Origin of the sequence: Pseudomonas sp. 1D4 (assembly GCF_001728925.1) — a bacterium.
GTDB lineage: Bacteria > Pseudomonadota > Gammaproteobacteria > Pseudomonadales > Pseudomonadaceae > Metapseudomonas > Metapseudomonas otitidis.
Map to the genome: position 1 here is coordinate 93,104 of NZ_LXJQ01000001.1, position 18,823 is coordinate 111,926.

The 18,823-nt window shown below is 67.4% G+C and carries 21 protein-coding genes and 1 other RNA gene; 12 read left to right on the top strand and 10 right to left on the bottom strand.

The features are described from left to right. Positions 1-95: 95 nt before the first annotated feature. From A7D27_RS00430 to A7D27_RS00445, 4 genes are all read left to right on the top strand, one after another. The gene (locus A7D27_RS00430; RefSeq protein ID WP_069559482.1) at positions 96-1,031 is read left to right on the top strand and encodes a LysR substrate-binding domain-containing protein; all 936 of its coding nucleotides are present in this window, start codon (positions 96-98) and stop codon (positions 1,029-1,031) included. Between the two features lie 63 nt (positions 1,032-1,094). Continuing rightward, a complete protein-coding gene (locus A7D27_RS00435) occupies positions 1,095-3,404 on the top strand; it encodes a tetratricopeptide repeat protein (protein ID WP_069563802.1) in 2,310 nt (769 codons plus the stop codon). An 88-nt stretch (positions 3,405-3,492) separates the two neighbouring features. Continuing rightward, positions 3,493-3,795 (top strand): DUF2388 domain-containing protein, encoded by a 303-nt coding sequence (locus A7D27_RS00440; RefSeq protein ID WP_069559484.1) that lies wholly within the window; start codon positions 3,493-3,495, stop codon positions 3,793-3,795. A gap of 85 nt (positions 3,796-3,880) precedes the next feature. Then, positions 3,881-4,108: a hypothetical protein gene (locus tag A7D27_RS00445; RefSeq protein ID WP_069559485.1), complete on the top strand. Its 228-nt coding sequence runs from the start codon at positions 3,881-3,883 to the stop codon at positions 4,106-4,108. Between the two features lie 125 nt (positions 4,109-4,233). Here A7D27_RS00445 and gcvH read toward each other — a convergent pair whose 3' ends face one another. The 9 genes from gcvH to A7D27_RS00490 form a co-directional block, all read right to left on the bottom strand. Further along, entirely contained in the window at positions 4,234-4,617 is a 384-nt protein-coding gene (gene gcvH, locus A7D27_RS00450; RefSeq protein ID WP_069559486.1) for a glycine cleavage system protein GcvH, read from the bottom strand. Between the two features lie 45 nt (positions 4,618-4,662). Continuing rightward, positions 4,663-5,745, bottom strand: coding sequence for a glycine cleavage system aminomethyltransferase GcvT (gcvT, locus tag A7D27_RS00455; RefSeq protein WP_069563803.1), 1,083 nt, complete (start codon positions 5,743-5,745; stop codon positions 4,663-4,665). Positions 5,746-5,929: 184 nt separating this feature from the next. Beyond that, entirely contained in the window at positions 5,930-7,498 is a 1,569-nt protein-coding gene (locus A7D27_RS00460) for an iron ABC transporter permease (protein WP_069563885.1), read from the bottom strand. A gap of 101 nt (positions 7,499-7,599) precedes the next feature. Next, positions 7,600-8,601, bottom strand: a complete 1,002-nt coding sequence (locus A7D27_RS00465) for an extracellular solute-binding protein (protein WP_069563804.1) — start codon at positions 8,599-8,601, stop codon at positions 7,600-7,602. Between the two features lie 110 nt (positions 8,602-8,711). Next, complete coding sequence (locus tag A7D27_RS00470; RefSeq protein ID WP_069563805.1) at positions 8,712-9,929, bottom strand: 2-octaprenyl-3-methyl-6-methoxy-1,4-benzoquinol hydroxylase; 1,218 nt, start codon at positions 9,927-9,929, stop codon at positions 8,712-8,714. Between the two features lie 9 nt (positions 9,930-9,938). Then, positions 9,939-10,421, bottom strand: a complete 483-nt coding sequence (locus A7D27_RS00475; protein WP_069563806.1) for a DUF4442 domain-containing protein — start codon at positions 10,419-10,421, stop codon at positions 9,939-9,941. A 7-nt stretch (positions 10,422-10,428) separates the two neighbouring features. Beyond that, positions 10,429-11,613 (bottom strand): 2-octaprenyl-6-methoxyphenyl hydroxylase, encoded by a 1,185-nt coding sequence (gene ubiH, locus A7D27_RS00480; protein WP_069563807.1) that lies wholly within the window; start codon positions 11,611-11,613, stop codon positions 10,429-10,431. A gap of 1 nt (position 11,614) precedes the next feature. Next, positions 11,615-12,949 (bottom strand): Xaa-Pro aminopeptidase, encoded by a 1,335-nt coding sequence (pepP, locus tag A7D27_RS00485; protein WP_069559492.1) that lies wholly within the window; start codon positions 12,947-12,949, stop codon positions 11,615-11,617. Positions 12,950-12,995: 46 nt separating this feature from the next. Continuing rightward, positions 12,996-13,550 (bottom strand): YecA family protein, encoded by a 555-nt coding sequence (locus A7D27_RS00490; protein ID WP_044402140.1) that lies wholly within the window; start codon positions 13,548-13,550, stop codon positions 12,996-12,998. Between the two features lie 158 nt (positions 13,551-13,708). Here A7D27_RS00490 and A7D27_RS00495 point away from each other — a divergent pair, with 158 nt between their 5' ends. The 4 genes from A7D27_RS00495 to A7D27_RS00510 all read left to right on the top strand — a co-directional run bounded on the left by A7D27_RS00495 (position 13,709) and on the right by A7D27_RS00510 (position 15,049). Next, entirely contained in the window at positions 13,709-13,918 is a 210-nt protein-coding gene (locus tag A7D27_RS00495; RefSeq protein WP_069563808.1) for a TIGR02449 family protein, read from the top strand. After that, positions 13,915-14,229, top strand: coding sequence for a cell division protein ZapA (locus tag A7D27_RS00500; RefSeq protein WP_069559493.1), 315 nt, complete (start codon positions 13,915-13,917; stop codon positions 14,227-14,229). Before A7D27_RS00495 ends, A7D27_RS00500 begins: the two co-directional genes overlap by 4 nt. A 34-nt stretch (positions 14,230-14,263) precedes the next feature. Beyond that, a non-coding RNA gene (gene ssrS, locus A7D27_RS00505) (6S RNA) lies at positions 14,264-14,442 on the top strand. 7 nt (positions 14,443-14,449) lie between these two features. After that, positions 14,450-15,049 (top strand): 5-formyltetrahydrofolate cyclo-ligase, encoded by a 600-nt coding sequence (locus tag A7D27_RS00510; protein ID WP_069563809.1) that lies wholly within the window; start codon positions 14,450-14,452, stop codon positions 15,047-15,049. A gap of 27 nt (positions 15,050-15,076) precedes the next feature. Here the strand turns inward: A7D27_RS00510 and A7D27_RS28235 are convergent, their stop codons facing one another. Continuing rightward, a complete protein-coding gene (locus A7D27_RS28235) occupies positions 15,077-15,220 on the bottom strand; it encodes a hypothetical protein (RefSeq protein WP_164707296.1) in 144 nt (47 codons plus the stop codon). A 208-nt stretch (positions 15,221-15,428) separates the two neighbouring features. On the opposite strand from A7D27_RS28235, the gene A7D27_RS00515 reads away from it, so the two are divergent. The 4 genes from A7D27_RS00515 to A7D27_RS00530 all read left to right on the top strand — a co-directional run bounded on the left by A7D27_RS00515 (position 15,429) and on the right by A7D27_RS00530 (position 18,798). Continuing rightward, entirely contained in the window at positions 15,429-15,878 is a 450-nt protein-coding gene (locus tag A7D27_RS00515; protein ID WP_069563810.1) for an EVE domain-containing protein, read from the top strand. Between the two features lie 188 nt (positions 15,879-16,066). Then, positions 16,067-17,458 (top strand): site-specific integrase, encoded by a 1,392-nt coding sequence (locus tag A7D27_RS00520; RefSeq protein ID WP_069563811.1) that lies wholly within the window; start codon positions 16,067-16,069, stop codon positions 17,456-17,458. Positions 17,459-17,925: 467 nt separating this feature from the next. Beyond that, positions 17,926-18,162 (top strand): AlpA family transcriptional regulator, encoded by a 237-nt coding sequence (locus tag A7D27_RS00525; RefSeq protein WP_256557132.1) that lies wholly within the window; start codon positions 17,926-17,928, stop codon positions 18,160-18,162. Positions 18,163-18,471: 309 nt separating this feature from the next. Continuing rightward, entirely contained in the window at positions 18,472-18,798 is a 327-nt protein-coding gene (locus A7D27_RS00530) for a hypothetical protein (protein WP_069563813.1), read from the top strand. Positions 18,799-18,823: the final 25 nt, after the last annotated feature.

Here is an 18,823-nt window from a genome sequence, read left to right on the forward strand (position 1 = left end):
ATTGGTGAACAACACGCAACTACAATCGAATTGTTTTTGCCTTATTGTTCGATCCTGCTCACCATTCACAGCCCCATCACCGCTCCGGAGCCCCCATGCGCTTTCCTTCGATGACTGCCCTGCGCGCCTTCGACGCCGTCGCCCGGCTGGGCAGCGTCTCCGCTGCCGCCCGCGAGCTGAGCCTGACCCGCAGCGCCATCAGCCACCAGATCAGCAGCCTGGAAGAGGCCCTCGGCTTCGCCCTCACCGAGCGCATCGGCCGTGGCATCGGCCTCACCTACCGGGGCGAACGCTATGCACGGGACGTGCAACGAGCGCTCTCCAGCCTGCGCGAGGCCGCACTGGGGCTGGACCAGCAGGAGGTCTCCGGGCGGCTCTGCGTGAGCTGCAACCCCGGCTTCGCCACCTACTGGCTGTGCCACCACATCGGCTCCTTCCAGCGCCAGTATCCGCAGGTGCAGTTGCGGGTGGTCTCGCCACGGGCCCCCGACGACACCCGCAATCCCGAGGCCGACCTGTTCATCGCCTACGGCATGGGCGACTGGCCGGACCAGTGGGTGGAGCAGATCGTCGCCTTGCGCTTCTTCCCGGTGTGCAGCCCGCGCCTGATCAATGCCCACGGCGGACTCAAGCACCCGGCCGAGCTGGCGGACTTCCCCCTGCTGCACATGAACGACCACAGCGACTGGCGGGTCTGGCTGGCCACCGCCGGCGCCTCTCAGGTGGACGCCTCCAGCGGCATCGTCTTCTCCGATGCCCATTGCGCCCAGTCCGCCTGCATCGCCGCCCAGGGCGTGGCCATCGGCGACAACCTGCTCAGCGGCGATGCCCTGGCGCGGGGTCTGCTGGTACGCCCCTTCGAAACCCGCATCGACTCGCCCCGGGGCTACTACCTGGTAGCCGATCCGCTGAAGGCGGAACGCCCGGCGGTGCGTGCTTTCGGCAACTGGGTGCGGCACCAGTTGCAGGCCAACACGGGCGACCTGCGCCGCGAGCGGCCCCACCCGGGGGAGCCGCAGGCGCTGGTTTGACAGCCCCCATGCCTTCACGGAAGCTGCCGCCTTCCGTGCCCATGCGCCACAGCGAACGTCTGCATGCCTGATTCGAGCCCCACGCCCTCCACCCGCCCACACCGCAGCTATGTGTTGCCGGTGCTGCTGTCGCTGGCGGTGCTGCTGGGGCTGGGCAGTTGGCTGTGGATCGCTGGCGGGCGTCCCTACACGCCGGCCAGCCAGCCCCGCGCCAGCCTCGACGACAGCCCCGCGCAGTGGGTGGACGAGCAGCAGTGCGCCACCTGCCACGCACCCCAGGCCCGTGCCTGGAAGGGCTCCCACCACCAGCTCGCCCTGCAGGAGGCCAACGCCGGTACGGTGAAGGGCGACTTCAACGACGCCCGCTTCGAGGATGGCGCCGGCGCCACGCGCTTCTTCCAGCGCGACGGCGGCTTCTGGGTGAGCACGGCGGGAGCGGACGGCCAGCCCGGCGACTACCGGGTGGCCTGGGTGATCGGCGTCGAACCGTTGCAGCAGCTCCTGCTGGCCTTCCCGGACGGACGCTACCAGGCCCTGGACATCGCCTGGGACGTGCAGCGCCAGGCCTGGTTCCGCCTGCCGACGGGCCAGGGCATCGACAGCAGGGCCGGCAGCCATTGGGCCCAACCCGGGCAGAACGCCAACCTGCAGTGCATCGACTGCCACACCAGCGGCTACCGGAAGAACTACGACGCCACGACCGACCGCTATGCCAGCCAATGGCAGACCCCCGGCGTCGGCTGCCAGGCCTGCCACGGCCCGGCCTCGCGCCACCTGGAATGGGCGCGTTTCAGCGGCCTGCACGCCCAGGCCGGCTTCAGCCTGGACCTCAGCCGTGCCAGCAGCCGCCTCCAGGTGGAAAGCTGCGCGCGCTGCCACGCCCGCCGCACGCCGCTGGGCGAGGGCTACCAGGTGCAGAACCGCTTCATGGATGACTACCTGCCCGCCGCCCTGACCCGCGAACTGTACGAGCTGAACGGCCACTTCAAGGAGCAGGTCTACGAATACGGCGCCTTCACCCAGAGCCGCATGTACGCACGCGGCCTGAGCTGCACCACTTGCCACGACCCCCACGCCGGCACCCTGAAGGTGGAAGGCGACGGCCTCTGCACCCAGTGCCACAACCCCGAGGGCCGCAGCCGCGTTGCCGGCATCGACGACCGGGGCCTGCGGGCGCGGGACTACAGCAGCCCCGAGCACCATCACCACCGCTCCGGCGAGGCCGGCTCGCGCTGCGTCGACTGCCACATGCCGTCACGCACGTTGCTGGGCAACGACCTGCGCCACGACCACCGCTTCAGCCTGCCGGACCCGGCCCACGCCCTGAAGCTGGGCACCTCGGATGCTTGCCAGGCCTGCCACGCCAACCTGCCCAGCGAGACCCTGGTGGGCGAGTTCGAGCGCTGGTACGGCCGCCCCCAGGCCGCTGCCCCACGCTATGACGAAAGCCTGGCCCTGGTGCGTCAGGGCAAGCCGGGCGCCTCGCGGGCGTTGTTCCAGCAACTGGAGCGCGCCGACCTGCCGGCCATCCGCCGCGCCACCCTGCTGGCGGAGCTGCCGGCCTACCCCAGCGAGCGGGCGCTGAAGGTGGCCGCCAACGACCTCAACCACGCCGCGCCCCAGGTGCGCGAGACGGCTATCCGTGCCGTCAGCGCCCTGCTGCCACCGGAGCAGCGCCGCGACCTGCTGGGCCCGCTGCTGAGCGACCGGGTACGCGGCGTGCGCATCGCCGCCGCCCGCGACCTGCTGGGCATGCGCACCACCGGGCTGGGCAACTACCAGCGCGCCTGGAGCCAGGCCATCGGCGAATACGAGGCAGCCCTCAGCCGCCAGGCCGAACGCCCGGAGGTGCAGCTCGCCCTGGCTGCGCTGCAGCAGGCCGATGGGCGCGCCGACCAGGTGGAAGGCCGCCTGCGCACCCTGCTGGCACGCCACCCGGACTACCTGCCCGGCAGCGTCGCCCTGGCCCAGTGGCTGGAGACCAACCAGCGCGGTGACGAGGCCCTGGCCCTGCTGGACCAGACCCTGGCCCGGCACCCCGAGGCGGGCGCCCTGCACCACGCTCGGGGCCTGGCCCTGCTGCGCCGGGGCGACCGCAGCGGCGCACTGCAGGCACTCGAACAAGCCGTCAGGCTGGAACCGGGCAACCCGGGCTACGGCTACGTACTGGCCACCGTGCTGCACGATGCCGGCCGGCTGGAGGAGGCCTGCCGGCGCCTGGAGCTGGTGCTGGAAAGCCAGCCGGCCCACCGCGAGGCCCGCCTGGCGCTGATCGCCTACTGGCGCGAGGCGGGGCAGATCCAGCGGGTACAGGCCCTGCTGGCCGAGCTGGAGCAACTGAACCCGGACGACCCTGCGCTGCATCGCGAGTGACGCTTCGGCGGTGCCCATCGGCGTCGGCGGAACTCCGGACACGGGCCTGGAATCCAAGGTGCCAGGTACCCCCCCCCTGGAGCCCGCCATGCGTACCCGTCTTGCTGCCGCCGTTCTCGCCCTGATCAGCCTCCCTGCCGGTTCGGCCATGGCCGATTCCTTCTGGCGCAACGTGATCTCCTCCGGCGCCACCACCGCCTCCACCTACGTCACCTTCAAGGACCACAAACTGATCGTCGCCGCCCGTGAGGACGCCAGCAGCTTCGTCGCCAGCGACGGGCAGATCCGTGGCCCCTACCTGGAGGCCGCGCTGCGCCAGGTGCGCGCCGACAACCCCGACCTCACCGCCAGCGACGAGGCGCTGGCCAGCGCCATCCTCGCCAGCGAATAACGCGAAACGGACGATACGCCGCACGGAACGCAACGGGAGGCCGGGTTAGACTGGCCTCCCACAACCGGCACAAGGACCACGCCCCATGGGCAATCCGATTCCCACCCTCAAAGTCATCCTGATCCTGATCATTGCCATCGACCTGTTCTGGGTCGCCGAACGCCTGCTGTCGATCTTCGACTTCAGCATCTACGATCAGTTGTCCAACGAGCTGATCAGCCTTTTCGCACTGACGAACAGTGTTCTGGTCATCCTCTTCAACGTGCTGCTGATCGGGCTGCTCTCGCGGCTGCAACTGAAGAGCGAAAACTGAGCGCACACCGCCGTTGCCCGGTATGGGCAGCGGTCAGGTATTTCCAGGCGAACGATCAGGAAGAACGCAGGCCCGGCCGGTGGTGCAACCGACCGGGCGCGCCCCGTTGCGGGGCGCAGGCGTGATCAGGCTTCGGCGACGGCGGCGTAGCCGGCAGCGTCCAGCAGCTTGTCCAGCTCGGCGGTGTTGGCCGGCTTGAGCTTGAAGAACCAGGCACCGTAGGGGTCGCTGTTGACCCGCTCGGGCGAGTCGGCCAGTTCCTCGTTGATGGCGATGACTTCGCCGGAGACCGGCGCGTAGATGTCGGACGCGGCCTTCACCGACTCCACCACACCGGCTTCCTGGCCAGCGGCCAGGGCCTTGCCCAGTTCCGGCAGTTCGACGAAGACCACATCGCCCAGGGCCTCCTGGGCATGGTCGGAGATGCCGACGGTCACGGTGCCGTCGGCTTCCAGGCGCGCCCACTCGTGGCTGGCGGCGTAACGCAGGTCGGCGGGAATGTTGCTCATTGTTCTGGCTCCTAAGGACAGTGGCGGGCAGCCCGCCTGGGAAATTTAGATCAAGGCCCTGCCATTGCGAACGAAGTTCGGCTGGACCACGCGAACCGGGTACCACTTTCCACGGATCTCCACTTCGGCGCGCTCACCGGTGGCCGCCGGCACCCGCGCCAGGGCGATGGACTTGCCCAGGGTGGGGGAGAAGCTGCCGCTGGTGATCTCGCCATCGCCGATGCCCTCGACCCGCACCACCTGGTGGGCGCGCAGCACGCCGCGCTCCTCCAGCACCAGGCCCACCAGCTTCGGGTGGGGGCCGGCGGCACGCTCGGCCTCCACGGCGCTGCGGCCGATGAAGTCTCGCTCGGCGGGCTTCCAGGCGATGGTCCAGCCGAGGTTGGAGGCCAGGGGCGAGGTGTCCTCGTCCATGTCCTGGCCGTAGAGGTTCAGGCCGGCCTCCAAACGCAGGGTGTCGCGGGCGCCGAGGCCGATGGGGGAGATGCCGGCGCCGACCAGCTCGTTGAGCATGTCCACGGCCTGGTCGCGGGGGAACATGATTTCCAGCCCGTCTTCACCGGTGTAGCCGGTGCGGGCGATGAACCAGTCGCCTTCGGGCAGCCCCTGGAAGGGTTTGAGTTCATGGATCAGCGCGGCACGCGAGCTGCTCACCAGATCGGCCAGGCGCTGGCGCGCGGTGGGGCCCTGGATGGCCAGCAGGGCCAGGTCGTCGCGCAGGGCCAGGCGCACGTCGAAGGCTTCGGCGTGGCGCTGCATCCAGGCGATGTCCTTGTCACGGGTGGCAGCGTTGACCACCACGCGGTAGCCCTCGACGGTGAGGTAGACGATGAGGTCGTCCACCACGCCGCCCCGCTCGTTGAGCATGACGCTGTAGAGCGCCTTGCCGGGACTCTGCAGGCGGCTCACGTCGTTGGCCAGCAGGCGCTGCAGGTAGGCCATGGCCTGGCTGCCGGCAACGTCGACGACGGTCATGTGGGACACGTCGAAGACCCCGCAGTCGCTGCGCACCTGGTGGTGCTCCTCGACTTGCGAACCGTAGTGCAACGGCATGTCCCAACCGCCGAAATCGACCATCTTGGCGCCAAGGGCCAAGTGCAGGTCATGGAGCGGTGTGCGCTGTCCCATGGGTTTCTCCTTCCGGGCTTGGCGAACTGCGATCCGCGCTCGAGCCCCCGCCAATCCTGGCGTTCAGGGCTGCCGGGGGCCTTTCGTGACACGGGGTCCGAGGGGCGGGCCGCAACGAATGGCGCGCATTGTAGCTGCAAGGTCGGAGACTGGACACCCGACGGGTGACCGGCTGGTCGAGCAGCTATCCGCCACCCATCGGGCGGGCCGAACGGCGGATCAGCAGCACCACCGGCAGCAGCCCCACCAGCACCAGGCTGAGGGCCGGCAGCGAGGCCCGTGCCCACTCCCCTTCGCTGGTCATCTCGAAGACCCGCACGGCCAGGGTGTCCCAGCCGAAAGGGCGCATCAGTAGGGTGGCGGGCATTTCCTTGAGCACATCGACGAACACCAGCAGCGCGGCACTCAGCAGCCCCGGTGTGAGCAGCGGCAGGTAGACCCGGCGGAACAGGCCGAACCCACCCACGCCCAGGCTGCGGGACGCCTCCGACAGCGACGGGCGGACCCGCGCCAGCGCCCCCTCCAGCGGGCCGTGGGCCACCGCCAGGAAGCGCACCAGGTAGGCCACCAGCAGGGCACTGAGCCCACCCAGCAGCAGCGGTTTGCCGGCACCGCCGAGGGCGGTGGACAGCGGGACAACGACGGCGCGGTCCAGATGGCTGAACACCAGCATCAGCGCCACCGCCAGCACCGAACCGGGCAGGGCGTAGCCGAGGTTGGCCAGGCCCACGGCGGCACGTACCGGCCGCGTTGGCTGCTGGCGCCGGGCGAACACCAGCAGCAGGGCGACGCCCACGGTGATCAGCGCCGCCAGGCCGGCCAGGGCCAGGCTGTGCAGCACCAGCGCCTGGTAGCGCTCGTCCAGGTCGAAGCGGCCGCGCTGCCAGAACCAGGCCAGCAGCTGCAGCAGGGGAATGACGAAGGCACAGGCGAACACCAGGGCGCACCAGCCGCTGGCGGCGAGGGCACGCCAGCCCTGCAGCCGGTAGAGCGGTGCGCCGCGACCGCGCTCCTTGGCCGGGCGCGGCACGCCCCGGGCACGGCGCTCACCATAAAGCACCAGGCCGACGCCTAGCAGCAGCAGGCTGGCCAGTTGGGCAGCACTGGAAAGGCTGAAGAAGCCGTACCAGGTCTTGTAGATGGCGGTGGTGAAGGTGTCGAAGTTGAACACCGAGACGGCGCCGAAGTCCGCCAGGGTCTCCATCACCGCCAGCGCCAGCCCGGCGCCGATGGCCGGCCAGGCCACCGGCAGGGCGACCCGCCAGAACGCCTGCCAGGGGGACTGCCCGAGGGTGCGGGCAGCCTCCATGAGGCCGCGACCCTGGGCCAGGAAGGCAGCCCGCGCCAACAGGTAGACGTAGGGATAGAACACCAGCGACAGCACCAGGATGACGCCCCCGGTGGAACGCACCGGGGGCAGCCGCACGTCGTTGCCGAACCATTCGCGCAGGGCGCTCTGCACCGGGCCGGCGAAGTCGAACAGGCCGATGAAGACGAAGGCCAGGACATAGGCCGGGATGGCGAAGGGCAGCATCAGCGCCCAGTCGAGCCAGCGCCGGCCGGGGAATTCGCAGAGCGCCACCAGCCAGGCCAGGCTCACCCCGAGCAGGGTGACGCCGGTGCCGACGCCAAGCACCAGCACCAGGCTGTTGCCCAGCAGGCGGGGGAGCTGGGTTTCCCAGAGGTGGGCCCAGATCTCCCGGTCCACTTCCTGCCAGGCCAGCAGCAGCACCAGCAACGGCAGGACCACCAGGCAGGCGGCGGCGAACGCCGGCCAGTGCCAGTGGCGAGGCGGCGAACGCGGGGGCGCCGCCTCGCCGCCGGCGGGGTTCGTCAGAACCCCTTGGGTGGGGCTCAGCGCCACCCCGCCCGGTCCATCATGCGGATGGCTTCGGCCTGGCGCTGACCGGTGACTTCCACCGGCATGTCGTCGGCCTTGAAGGAGCCCCAGGCGGCCACTTCGTCAGACGGGTTCACCTTGGGGTTGGCCGGGAACTCCTGGTTGAGGCTGGCGAACAGGCCCTGGGCGTCGGGGCCGGTCATCCATTCCACCAGGGCGCGGGCGGCCTCCGGGTGCGGCGCGTGACGGGTCAGGCCGATGCCGGAGAGGTTGACGTGTACGCCACGGTCCGCCTGGTTGGGCCAGTAGAGCTTGGCGCGCAGCTGCGGGTTCTGCTTGTGCAGGCGCCCGTAGTAGTAGGTGTTGACGATGCCGACATCGCACTGACCGGCGTCCACGGCCTGAATCACCGCGTTGTCGTCGGCGAAGGGGTCGGTGGCCAGGTTGGCGACCCAGCCCTTGAGCACCTGTTCGGCACGCTCGGCGCCCTGCGCTTCGATCAGCGCGGCGGTCAGCGACTGGTTGTAGACCTTCTTCGAAGAACGCAGGCACAGGCGGCCTTCCCATTCCGGGCCGGCAAGGGCTTCGTAGGTGGAGAGGTCTTCGGGCTTCACCCGCTCGGTGGAGTAGACGAGGGTGCGGGCCCGCAGGGACAGGCCAGTCCACTGGTCGCTGCTGGAACGGTACTGGGCGGGGATGTTGGCCTTGACCGCGTCCGAGCCCAGGGGCTGGAGGATGCCCATCTGCTCGGCCTGCCAGAGGTTGCCACCGTCGACGGTGAGCAGCAGGTCGGCCACGCCGTTCTCGCCCTCGGCCTTGATGCGCTGCATCAGCGGCGCTTCCTTGTCGGTGATGAAGCGGACCTTGACGCCGGTCTGGGCGGTGTAGGCGTCGAACACCGGCTTGATCAGCTCGTCGATGCGCGAGGAGTACACCACCACCTCGTCGGCGGCTTGCACGCTGGGGATGCCGAGGCCGACGGCCATCAGGGTGAGAAGGGTCTTGCGCGCCTTCATTGCTCATGCCTCTCGTGGTCGGAAAGGCTTGCGATGGTAATCAATCTCAGTTACGTGCTGGCCAGCCATGTATGACCGGGTGTTTCTCCGGGGCGCAAGGCCCCGGACGGTCAGGCGCGGGCGAGGTCCGGCAGGTCCCCGGAGAGGCCGAGGGCCTGGCGCACGAACAGCGCCTTGGCCTCCGGCTGCTGGTTGACCCAGCGCAGGCCGGCATTGCGCAGCCAGCGCAGGGGCAACGGATCGGCCTGGAACAGGCGTTCGAAGCCCTCCATGGCGGCCATCATCCCCAGGTTGTAGGGCATGCGGCGGCGCTCGAAGCGGCTGAGCACCTTCTCGTCCGCCAGGCGCTCGCCACGGGCGTGGGCGTGCAGCAGCACTTCGGCCAGCACGGCGGCGTCGAGGAAGCCGAGGTTGACCCCCTGGCCCGCCAGCGGGTGGATGGTGTGGGCGGCATCGCCGATCAGCGCCAGGCCGGGCTCGACATAACGCTTGGCGTGGCGCTGGCGCAGGGGGATGCACAGGCGCGGGTCGCTGTGCTCGACGCGCCCCAGGCGGTGCTCGAAGGCCGCACCAAGGGCGCTGCAGAAGGCTTGGTCGTCCAGCGCCATGAGCCGCTCGGCTTCTTCCGGGGTGACGGACCAGACGATGGAACACCAGTGCTCGTCGCCCTGGCGATCCAACGGCAGGAAGGCCAGCGGGCCGTCGTCGGTGAAGCGCTGCCAGGCGGTGCACCGGTGCGGCTGCTCGCAGCGCACGCTGGTGACGATGGCGTGGTGCAGGTAATCCCACTCGCGGGTGGCGCAGCCGGCCAGGCGGCGCACGGCGGAATTGGCGCCGTCGGCGGCGATCACCAGCGGGGCACGCAGCTGGCGGCCGTCCACCAGGGTCAGCAGCCAGTCGTCGCCGGAATGGCGCAGGTGTTCGAGGCGGGCATTGGGCATGAGGCCGATGCCGCTGTCGTGCAGCGGCTCCAGCAGGGCGTCCTGGACCACGCGGTTCTCGACGATGTGGCCGAGCACGTCGGCGTGGACGCTGGCGGCGGAGAAGTGGATAGCGCCGGTGCCGGTGCCATCCCAGACCTGCATTTCGCCGTAGGGACTGGCGCGCCGTGCGACGACGCCCGGCCAGGCGCCGAGGCGGTCGAGGATGCGCTGGCTGGCGGCAGACAGGGCGCTGACACGGGGCTCGAATGCCGCTTCGGCATCGAAGGGTTTGACGCTGAGGGGGCTGCCGTCGATCAGGAGGATGTCCAGCCCGCTGTCCTTGAGTGCCAGGGCCAGGGCACTGCCCACCATGCCTGCACCGACGATGATCAGATCCGCTTGCATGTCCGTTCCTTATGCGCCTTGTCGCGCCTGCGGCTTGAGCCGCACGTAGAGGGTCTTTCGCACCCGGGCCACCAGGGTGCCGTGGCCGTCGCGCACATCGACGTGCAGGTCGGGCAGGTATTTGTCGCCGCCGGCGGTGTGCTGGCGGATGCGCTCGATCAGCGCGTCATCGATGTGGAACTCGGCATACACCGGTCCCCGTCCCGGGGAGACGAAGTCGATGTGGGCGGCCTTGTCCCAGACGATGTAGTCGCGCCCCAGCAACTGCATCAGCATGAGCATGTAGAAGGGGTCGGTCATGCTGTAGAGCGAGCCGCCGAACTGGGTGCGGACGTAGTTGCGGTTGTACCAGCCCAGGCCCATCTTGACCCGCACCAGACGGAAGTCTGCGCTGATCTGCCGCACGCGGATGCCCGCCCCGAGGTAGGGCGGGTAGAGGTTCAAGGCCCAGCGCAGGATGCGCGCCTTGCGCGCCAGTCGGCGGTCCGTCATGGCGCGGTCAGACCGGGCGGGTGCCCAGGCCCATGGCCTGGCGGGCGAACCAGCGCTTGGCCGGGGGCAACAGGTCGAGGCCGAGCAGGCCCAGGTTGCGCCCGGTGGCCAGCAGCGGCTCCTTGTTGGAGAACAGCCGGGTGACCTGGTCGGAGAAGCCGACGGTCAGGTCCTGGTCCAGGCGCTGGCTGGCGAGGTAGCCCTGCAAGGTGGCGAGGTCGCCCAGGGGCGCGGTGCTGGCCAGCAGGGTTTCCGCCAGGGCCACGGTGTCGCGCAGGGACAGGTTGTAGCCCTGGCCGGCGATGGGGTGCAGGCTGTGGGCGGCGTTGCCGAGCACCACCAGGCTGGGGCGCACCTGCTCTTCCGCCTCGATCAGGGTGAGCGGGTAGAGGTGCCGCGCGCCCACCTGGCCGAAGGCGCCCAGGCGGTAGCCGAAAGTGGCCTGCAGTTCGGCGAGGAAGGCGCGGTCGTCGAGGCCGGCCAGGCGCTGGGCGTCATTGCCCGGCCGGGTCCAGACCAGCGCACAGCGGTTTTCCGGCAGCGGCAGCAGGGCCATGGGGCCTTCTTCGGTGAAGCGCTCGAAGGCCTGACCACGGTGGGACTCCAGCGGGCTGACGTTGGCGATCAGCGCGGTCTGCCCGTAGGGGTTGCGACGCACACCGATGCCCAGTTGCTCGCGCAGGCTGGAGCGGCCGCCGTCGGCGAGGATCGCCAGGTCGCATTCGAGCTGGGTCTCGTCATTGAGGCTGAGGCGGTAGCCGCCTTCCAGCGGCTCCATGCGCACCACTTCCGCCGGGCAGTGCCAGGTGACCACGTCCGGGTCCAGGGCCTGCCACAGGCACTGCCCGAGCCAGGCGTTCTCCACCACGTAGCCGAGGGCGGGGACGCCCTCTTCGATGGCGGCCAGCCGTGCCGCGCCGAAGCGGCCGCGGTCAGAGACGTGGATCTGCAGGATGGGTTCGGCGCGCTGGGCGATGGCCGGCCACAGGCCGAGGCGTTCGTAGATGCGCCGGGTACCGAAGGAGAGGGCGGAGGAACGGGCGTCGTAACTGGGCTGGTAGCTGTTGCCGGGTGCGAAGGGCTCGATGAGGACGATCTTCCAGCCCCGCTCGCGGGCACCTTGCTGCAGGGCCAGGGCCAGGCTGGCACCCACCAGGCCGCCGCCGACGATCGCCAGTTGGGTGCGGGCCATGTCAGGCGGCCTCGCTGCGGGCGGCGGCCATCAGGGCTTCGATCTCGGCAACGGTCTTGGGTACACCGCCGGTGAGGATCTCGCAGCCTTTCCGGGTGACCACGACATCGTCTTCGATGCGCACGCCGATGCCGCGCCACTTCTTCGGCACGTCCTGATTGTCGACGCCGATGTAGATGCCGGGCTCGACGGTCATCGCCATGCCGGGTTCGAGGACGCGCCATTCGCCGCCGACCTTGTATTCGCCGACGTCGTGCACGTCCATGCCCAGCCAGTGGCCGGCACGGTGCATGTAGAAGGGCTTGTAGGCTTCGCGGGCGATCAGTTCGTCCACCTCGCCCTGCAGCAGCCCCAGCTCCACCAGGCCGGCGGTGATCACCCGCACCGTGGCTTCGTGAGCTTCGTTCCAGTGCTTGCCGGGGGCGATCTCGAGGAAGGCAGCCTCCTGGGCGGCCAGTACCAGCTCGTAAATGGCCTTCTGCTCGGGGCTGAAGCGGCCGCTGACGGGGAAGGTGCGGGTGATGTCGCTGGCGTAGCAGTCCAGCTCGCAGGCGGCGTCGATCAGCACCAGGTCGCCGTCCTTGAGGGGGGCGTCGTTCTCGCGGTAGTGCAGGATGCAGGCGTTCTTGCCGGCGGCGACGATGGAGCCGTAGGCGGGCATCTTCGCGCCGCCCTTGCGGAACTCGTATTCCAGCTCGGCTTCCAGGCTGTATTCGTAGAGGCCGGCACGGGCGGCCTGCATGGCGCGGACATGGGCACGGGCGGAAACTTCGCCGGCCTCGCGCATGACCTTGATCTCGGCGGCGGACTTGTACAGGCGCATGTCGTGCAGCAGGTGGTCCAGGGCGACGAACTCGTTCGGCGGCTGGGCACCCTGGCGGGCCTTGGAGCGGATCACGTTGACCCACTCCATGAGGTGGTGGTCGAACTCGGGGTTGGTGCCGATGGAGTAGTAGACCCGCGAGCGGCCTTCGATCAGGCCGGGGAGGATGTCGTCGATGTCGCCGATGGGGAAGGCGTCGTCAGCGCCGTAATCGCGAGTGGCGCCGTCCTGGCCGGCACGCAGGCCGTCCCACAGTTCACGCTCGGGATCACGCTCGCGGCAGAAGAGCACGTATTCGCCGTGTTCGCGTCCGGGGATCAGCACCATCACCGCTTCCGGCTCGGGGAAACCGCTGAGGTACTGGAAGTCACTGTCCTGGCGGTAGACGTGCTCGACATCGCGGTTACGGATGTGAACCGGCGCGGCGGGCAGTATGGCGATGCTGTTGGGCACCATCTGCTCCATCAGCGCCTTGCGGCGACGGGCGAATTCGGACTTCGGGATACGGGTCATGCGCGCTCCTTGATCGAGGGTGCCGGGATGGCACCCGTGACGCGGGTCAGTGCAGGGAGGTCTTCGGCGCCGGTGCGGCGCCCCGGTTGCATTCGCTGAACAGCAACAGGGGGGCGACGCGCAGGTACTCCATCACTTCCATGTAGTCGGTCTCGCCGTCCTCGGAATCTTCCAGAGCACTCTGCACCTGGGCGATGGAGGCAAGGTCCTGTAGGACTTCGACCGCTTCGCCTGACAGCGCACCTTCACGCGCGGTGAGGCCGAAGCCGCCGAGGAAGCCCTGGCACCACTGACCCAGGGCCGCAGCGCGTTCGGACAGGGGCGTTTCATCGTCGGGCAGCAACAGCACGACGGCCATCTCGCCGCCGGTGAGTTCACCCTTGACCATCTCCTGCAGGCCGATCAGGGCCTGGCGCAGGTTGTCCTCGGGCGAGGCGCCGAGCAGCTCGGCGGCGTCCTCCAGCCAGGGCTCGGGCTCGAAGCCCGCTCCGGCGCAACTGCGCCCCAGGAGCAGGCCGTGGAGTTCGGCAGGGGAAACGGGCTGACCGGTGCTGGCGAGCAGCGCGGCGAATGCGGAATACGGGGAGTTCGGGCTGGGCATGGGTGGCTAGGCGCCGGGGGGCGCAATCACTAGAATGACGGCCTCGTATCCTAGCATCGGCACGCGCGCCAAGACCATGCGACGTCGCCGCGGGGTTTGTCCCTGGATCGGGCCGGTCCTGTATAGTCCCCGTCCACTCATCGCCGAGTAGAAAGCCCATGGAAGATGCCGACCTGAAAGCACTCGCCACCCGCCTGGAACACCTGATCCAGCGCGTGAAACAGCTCAAGGCGCACAACCGGCAACTGCTCGCGAACGAGAGGATGTGGAAAGAAGAACGCGCTCATCTGATCGAAAAGAACGAACTGGCCCGGCAGAAGGTCGAAGCGATGATTTCGCGCCTGAAAGCCCTGGAGCAGGATTCATGACCCAGTCCAATACCGTCACCGTCCACATCCTCGACAAGGATTACTGCATCGCCTGTCCCCCGGACGAGCGCGCCAACCTGGAAAGCGCCGCCCGCTACCTGGACGGCAAGATGCGCGAGATCCGCAACAGCGGCAAGGTGATCGGTGCAGATCGCGTCGCCGTGATGGCGGCGCTCAACATCACCCACGAGCTCCTGCACAAGCAGCAGCGCCTCGACCAGGAGGCCACGTCCACCCGCGAACGGGTGCGCGATCTGCTGGAGCGGGTCGACCATGCCCTGGCCACCGATCAGGATGCACCCGGGGCCTGACGCCACCAACCTTTCTTGGGGTATACTCGCCGCCAGCTCCCTGGTGTGTTTGCCAGTCGGTGATGTCCCTGAGCCGATACGCACAACCACGGGGGTTGTAAGTGGGGCCGGTGTGCATGTCCGCCTGACGGAAAGCCTTAACGCCTCCTGCAACCTCCACCTTGAACTTTCGGGTTCAAGGGCTAACCCGACAGCGGCATAACCGGGGAGTCATATTTTCATGGTCACTGCCGGCACCCTCTCCCGCCCGGCTCTGCGGCGCCTCCTCAGGCAACAACGCCGCCAGCTCTCCCCCCTCCAGCAGAAGAAAGCCGCCCGCGCGCTGTATCGCCAGCTTGCGCAGCATCCGCTGTTCCGCCGTGCCCGCCACGTTGCGCTGTACCTGCCCAACGACGGCGAGATCGACCCGCGACCGCTGCTGCGCGAAGCCCAGCGACGGGGCAAGGCCACCTACCTGCCGGTGCTCAATGCCTGGCCGCGGACGCGCATGGCCTTCCAGCGCCTGATGCCCGGCGAGCGCCTGGTGCGCAATCGCTTCCGCATCGAGGAGCCGCGCACCAATACGGCGCGGCAGCGGCCGGTGTGGACGCTGGACCTGGTGCTGATGCCGCTGGTGGGATTCGACGAGGAGGGCGGCCGGCTGGGCATGGGCGGTGGCTTCTACGACCGCAGCCTGGCCTACCGGTCACGCCGCAAGCAGGGGCAGAAACCGACGCTGCTGGGCCTGGCCCATGAGTGCCAGAAGGTGGATCGACTGCCGCTGGCGAACTGGGACGTCCGCCTCCAGGGCACGGTGACGGACGGCGGCTGGTACCGCTGAGGGCGCCGGGAGGACAGGCGCCGGGAGTCAGGGCTGTTGCTGCTGGGTGATCACGCCAGCGGGAGCGCTGCCCTGGCGCTGCTCCCAGAGGCTCTGGGTGTAGCCCGTGGTGACCACGCCCAGGCCGAAGATGATGACCAGTACCCAGAGCAGATCGGGTTTACGCTTCATCGAAATGCCTCCCCCTTCAAGGCATGGTGCCCGCGATGACTTGCGGCGATTTTCTGTTTTTTTAGCGGACTGCGCGGCAAAGTCCGGCTCGAAGCGCGGCATTTTCAGGCAAGCCGTGATAACGCGCAATTATGGCGCCAACCGAATGTCGGCTAATCGTTACATTTCTTTCTGCTCGCGCAAGGACCACTTTTCAGGAGCAAAGTTCATGCCCCACTGGCTGATGAAATCGGAACCCGACGAACTGTCGATCCACGACCTGCAACGCCTCGGCCAAGCGCGCTGGGACGGGGTGCGCAACTACCAGGCACGCAACTTCATGCGCGCGATGAACCCGGGCGACCTGTTCTTCTTCTACCACTCCAGTTGCCCGGAACCGGGCATCGCCGGCATTGCCCGCATCGTCGGCGCCACCTACCCCGACCCGACGGCGCTGGACCCACAGAGCCACTACTTCGACGCCAAGGCCAGCCACGAGAAGAACCCCTGGAGCGCCCTGGACGTGGAGTTCGTCGAGGCCTTCGCGCGGGTCATCCCCCTGGCACGGCTGCGCGAGGCAGAGGCCCTGCAGGCAATGCCGCTGGTGCAGAAAGGTTCGCGCCTGTCGGTGATGCCGGTGACCGATGCCGAATGGCAGGCCGTGCTGGCCCTGCGCTGAAAGCGCAGCCCGTCAGGGCTGCACGATCAGGTTGTTGAGCACATATTTCATGCTTTCCCAAGTTTTCAGCAAGTTTCACAGTATTCATTAAAATCCATATATATCAGTTAGTTAGATATTCTATTTGTTCTCTGCTCTTTCCCGATGTAACGTACCTTTTCACGCAAAACGGGGAATAAACGGGGATAATGGCGAAGCGAAACAGGCTCACCGAAATGGAGGCCTACTCAATTAAGAAGGGGCGAAAGTCGGAGCCGGTTGGGGCGAGGGGCAAAGGAACGCTGCTGCTGGAGCCAAAAGCAGCCGGCACCATCGCCGGGTACTATCGCGAGCGCGTGGAGGGAAGCGACAAGCGCGTCTACCTGGGCTCACTGAGCAAGAAGCCCCGCCCGAGCACAGACGAAAAAAGCCTGGACGAAATGCGCCTGGCAGCGCTCCAGGTGGCAACTGCAGCCATCGAAGCGGGCGGGCTTGCCGCTTACGTCAGCCAGTCGGAGGCTCGGCGAAAAGCCACCACAGAGTCCAGGGCCGGCACGTTCGGGGAGCTGTTGGATAGCTACACCGACAACCTGATTCAATCCGGCAAGGTCAGCGGGACGCGAACCCGCAGCCTGTTCAAGTGCCACGTAGTAGACCACCACCCAGATCTACTGGCGCGACCGGCCTCGGTGATACGCCCAGAGGACATCCAATTCATCTTGTCAGAGGTGCTGAACCGGGCACCCAAGGGCCGAGGCCGAGGCAACATTGCCAAGGCCGAGTGCTCAAACGGCATGCGCACCGTCTGCGACAATCTCCGCCTATCGCTGCAAGCTGCCTTCAGCTATGCAGCCAAAGCGCACCTATCTCCCGAGCGCCTGGCCGCAGCGGGTAAAACCTTCGCCGTCAGCGTCAATCCAGTGCGCGACATTCCAGCCATTCGGGGAGCACGCCGAGCTAACACCGAGTCGCTTACACCGGATGAGCTTGGCGAGCTGCTGCGATACCTGGACACGCTCAGCGAGCCGCGCAGGTCGATAGCCAACGCCCTGATCTACTTCGGCGGGCAACGTATCGCCCAACTCTGTGCCATCCCCTGGTCAGCGGTTGGCGAGAGCACCATCAGCGTGCTGGACAGCAAGGGCAAGAAAGACAAGGCCTGGGAACACATCCTGCCGATTACCCAGCGCCTGGCGGAGATCCTAGAGCCCCTGACCACGCAACGGATCGGGCCTGGGCCGTTCGCTTTCACTGAGAGAGTAACCGCCGCCAGCGCCACCGTTATTCAGATATTCACGGACGCGGGGCGCCATCTCAGCGCCGAGGGTAGGACTCGCCCATTCACTTATCGCAACGTACGGGTAAGTGCTGAAACCCTGATGGCCCACCTGGGCATCAGCACCGAGGTGCGGGCCTGGCTGTTGTCTCATGGGCGCAGTGGTGTGCAGGCCAAACACTACGACCGCTACGCCTACCTGCCAGAGAAGCGCGCAGCCTTGGAGCGCTGGGGGCACTACCTAGACGGCCTGGCAAAAGGTGAGGCGTCCTCAAGCGATGTGGTACTGCTCTCTCGCTCCGAACACCGTAGCAACAAATTGTAACATTTTCCCAATGAGATACCTCAGTGGAGCCGGAGGGGAACATTGCCAGGCGGTATTACTTATTGGCCGCATATATCCCTAAATATCTATCACCAAGCTTGTCATTCAAATATATAAGGCCAACTTTTCCGTCCTGGTGCGATTTGCAACAAATCGAAGCGCGTAGTTACCATGCGGTCACTGGCGAAAACCCATGAAACACCCGGAATAAAAGGGCTAGAAGAACTATGCACGCATAGTTTGCAGATATGAAAAAGCCCCGGTATTTGCCGTACCGGGGCTGACTCAGAAAAGGACGTTGGCGCGTCCTCTGTATATCTGGGCAAGCCAGTACACATTCCGAGAGGCGAAGCTTTTTGAGGGGCTTCTGTGCGGGTTTTAATCCGCCCCGGAACTGTATTGCCTAGGGTTGGGCGACGCAACGCCTGATCGTCGAAGTGTGCAGTCCGCCTTCTCGGTTTTTCCGTATGCAGCTGGAGAAATCGGACATGGCGCAAGCCGCAAGCAGCACCCACCCCACCAATCTGCCGCCCGCTGGCGTCCGCGCAACTGCGGAGCAGATTTGTAGCCTGTACCAGATCAGCCGCACGACCTGGTGGCGCTGGAGCAAAGCGCCTAACTTCCCCGCCCCTGTACGCTTCGGGCGCACCGTGCGCTGGGATATCGCGGCGGTGGACGCCTTCCTGACTGGCAAGGAAGGCTGAACCATGGCTGAGCATGCACACCACCCGCAGAGGGTTGCAAAGCACCCTGCTCGGGGCTATCGTTTGCCCGTCGCGGTCAATCCCGCGACCGACCTTGGCCGGTCGATCAGCAAAAGGCGCACAAGCGCCCACCATCCGATTGCAGGCGCTTTTTTTGTGCCCGCAGTTCCGTGTTATGGCGGCTGTGCGTGGGACACCTTCGGGTGTGCCGGGTCCCTTTTGCCCCGGTCGGCCAACCCGCGTACAGCCGTCACCAATTCTCGCTTGGCCGCGAGCGGTGACGGCTCCACAGCAAAAGGAGCTGCACCTATGAAACACACCCGCAATCCGTCCGCCCACGCAGCAGCCTGGAAGGCCCGCGCCTTCGCCGCGCTGCACAGTAATTCCTCCCTTTCTGTCCGTCGCGCCCGCTACAGCGCCGCCATGGCAAAAGCACACGCCCTGGAGCATCACGCGCAAGGTGGAACGTCCACCAGCGACCCGCGTGCAGCCTTGGCCTGGATGCAAGCCGGCAAGCCTGTCCGTATCGACGCGGAAAACCTGCGCGAGCACCTGCGGCATACCCGCGCCCTGATGGCCGTGCTGCTCACGTCCGCAGGTGCCATCCAGGACTGCGCACTGGCACACCGCGCATAGGCGAATCTGATTGGCTCCAGGTTAC

Excerpts from the sequence above, each read along its gene's own strand:
- A7D27_RS00430 (WP_069559482.1), top strand. The coding sequence starts at position 96 with ATGCGCTTTCCTTCGATGACTGCCCTGCGCGCCTTCGACGCCGTCGCC.
- A7D27_RS00435 (WP_069563802.1), top strand. The coding sequence starts at position 1,095 with ATGCCTGATTCGAGCCCCACGCCCTCCACCCGCCCACACCGCAGCTAT.
- A7D27_RS00440 (WP_069559484.1), top strand. The coding sequence starts at position 3,493 with ATGCGTACCCGTCTTGCTGCCGCCGTTCTCGCCCTGATCAGCCTCCCT.
- A7D27_RS00445 (WP_069559485.1), top strand. The coding sequence starts at position 3,881 with ATGGGCAATCCGATTCCCACCCTCAAAGTCATCCTGATCCTGATCATT.
- gcvH (WP_069559486.1), bottom strand. The coding sequence starts at position 4,617 with ATGAGCAACATTCCCGCCGACCTGCGTTACGCCGCCAGCCACGAGTGG.
- gcvT (WP_069563803.1), bottom strand. The coding sequence starts at position 5,745 with ATGGGACAGCGCACACCGCTCCATGACCTGCACTTGGCCCTTGGCGCC.
- A7D27_RS00465 (WP_069563804.1), bottom strand. The coding sequence starts at position 8,601 with ATGAAGGCGCGCAAGACCCTTCTCACCCTGATGGCCGTCGGCCTCGGC.
- A7D27_RS00470 (WP_069563805.1), bottom strand. The coding sequence starts at position 9,929 with ATGCAAGCGGATCTGATCATCGTCGGTGCAGGCATGGTGGGCAGTGCC.
- A7D27_RS00475 (WP_069563806.1), bottom strand. The coding sequence starts at position 10,421 with ATGACGGACCGCCGACTGGCGCGCAAGGCGCGCATCCTGCGCTGGGCC.
- ubiH (WP_069563807.1), bottom strand. The coding sequence starts at position 11,613 with ATGGCCCGCACCCAACTGGCGATCGTCGGCGGCGGCCTGGTGGGTGCC.
- pepP (WP_069559492.1), bottom strand. The coding sequence starts at position 12,949 with ATGACCCGTATCCCGAAGTCCGAATTCGCCCGTCGCCGCAAGGCGCTG.
- A7D27_RS00490 (WP_044402140.1), bottom strand. The coding sequence starts at position 13,550 with ATGCCCAGCCCGAACTCCCCGTATTCCGCATTCGCCGCGCTGCTCGCC.
- A7D27_RS00495 (WP_069563808.1), top strand. The coding sequence starts at position 13,709 with ATGGAAGATGCCGACCTGAAAGCACTCGCCACCCGCCTGGAACACCTG.
- A7D27_RS00500 (WP_069559493.1), top strand. The coding sequence starts at position 13,915 with ATGACCCAGTCCAATACCGTCACCGTCCACATCCTCGACAAGGATTAC.
- A7D27_RS00510 (WP_069563809.1), top strand. The coding sequence starts at position 14,450 with ATGGTCACTGCCGGCACCCTCTCCCGCCCGGCTCTGCGGCGCCTCCTC.
- A7D27_RS28235 (WP_164707296.1), bottom strand. The coding sequence starts at position 15,220 with ATGAAGCGTAAACCCGATCTGCTCTGGGTACTGGTCATCATCTTCGGC.
- A7D27_RS00515 (WP_069563810.1), top strand. The coding sequence starts at position 15,429 with ATGCCCCACTGGCTGATGAAATCGGAACCCGACGAACTGTCGATCCAC.
- A7D27_RS00520 (WP_069563811.1), top strand. The coding sequence starts at position 16,067 with ATGGCGAAGCGAAACAGGCTCACCGAAATGGAGGCCTACTCAATTAAG.
- A7D27_RS00525 (WP_256557132.1), top strand. The coding sequence starts at position 17,926 with ATGCAGCTGGAGAAATCGGACATGGCGCAAGCCGCAAGCAGCACCCAC.
- A7D27_RS00530 (WP_069563813.1), top strand. The coding sequence starts at position 18,472 with ATGAAACACACCCGCAATCCGTCCGCCCACGCAGCAGCCTGGAAGGCC.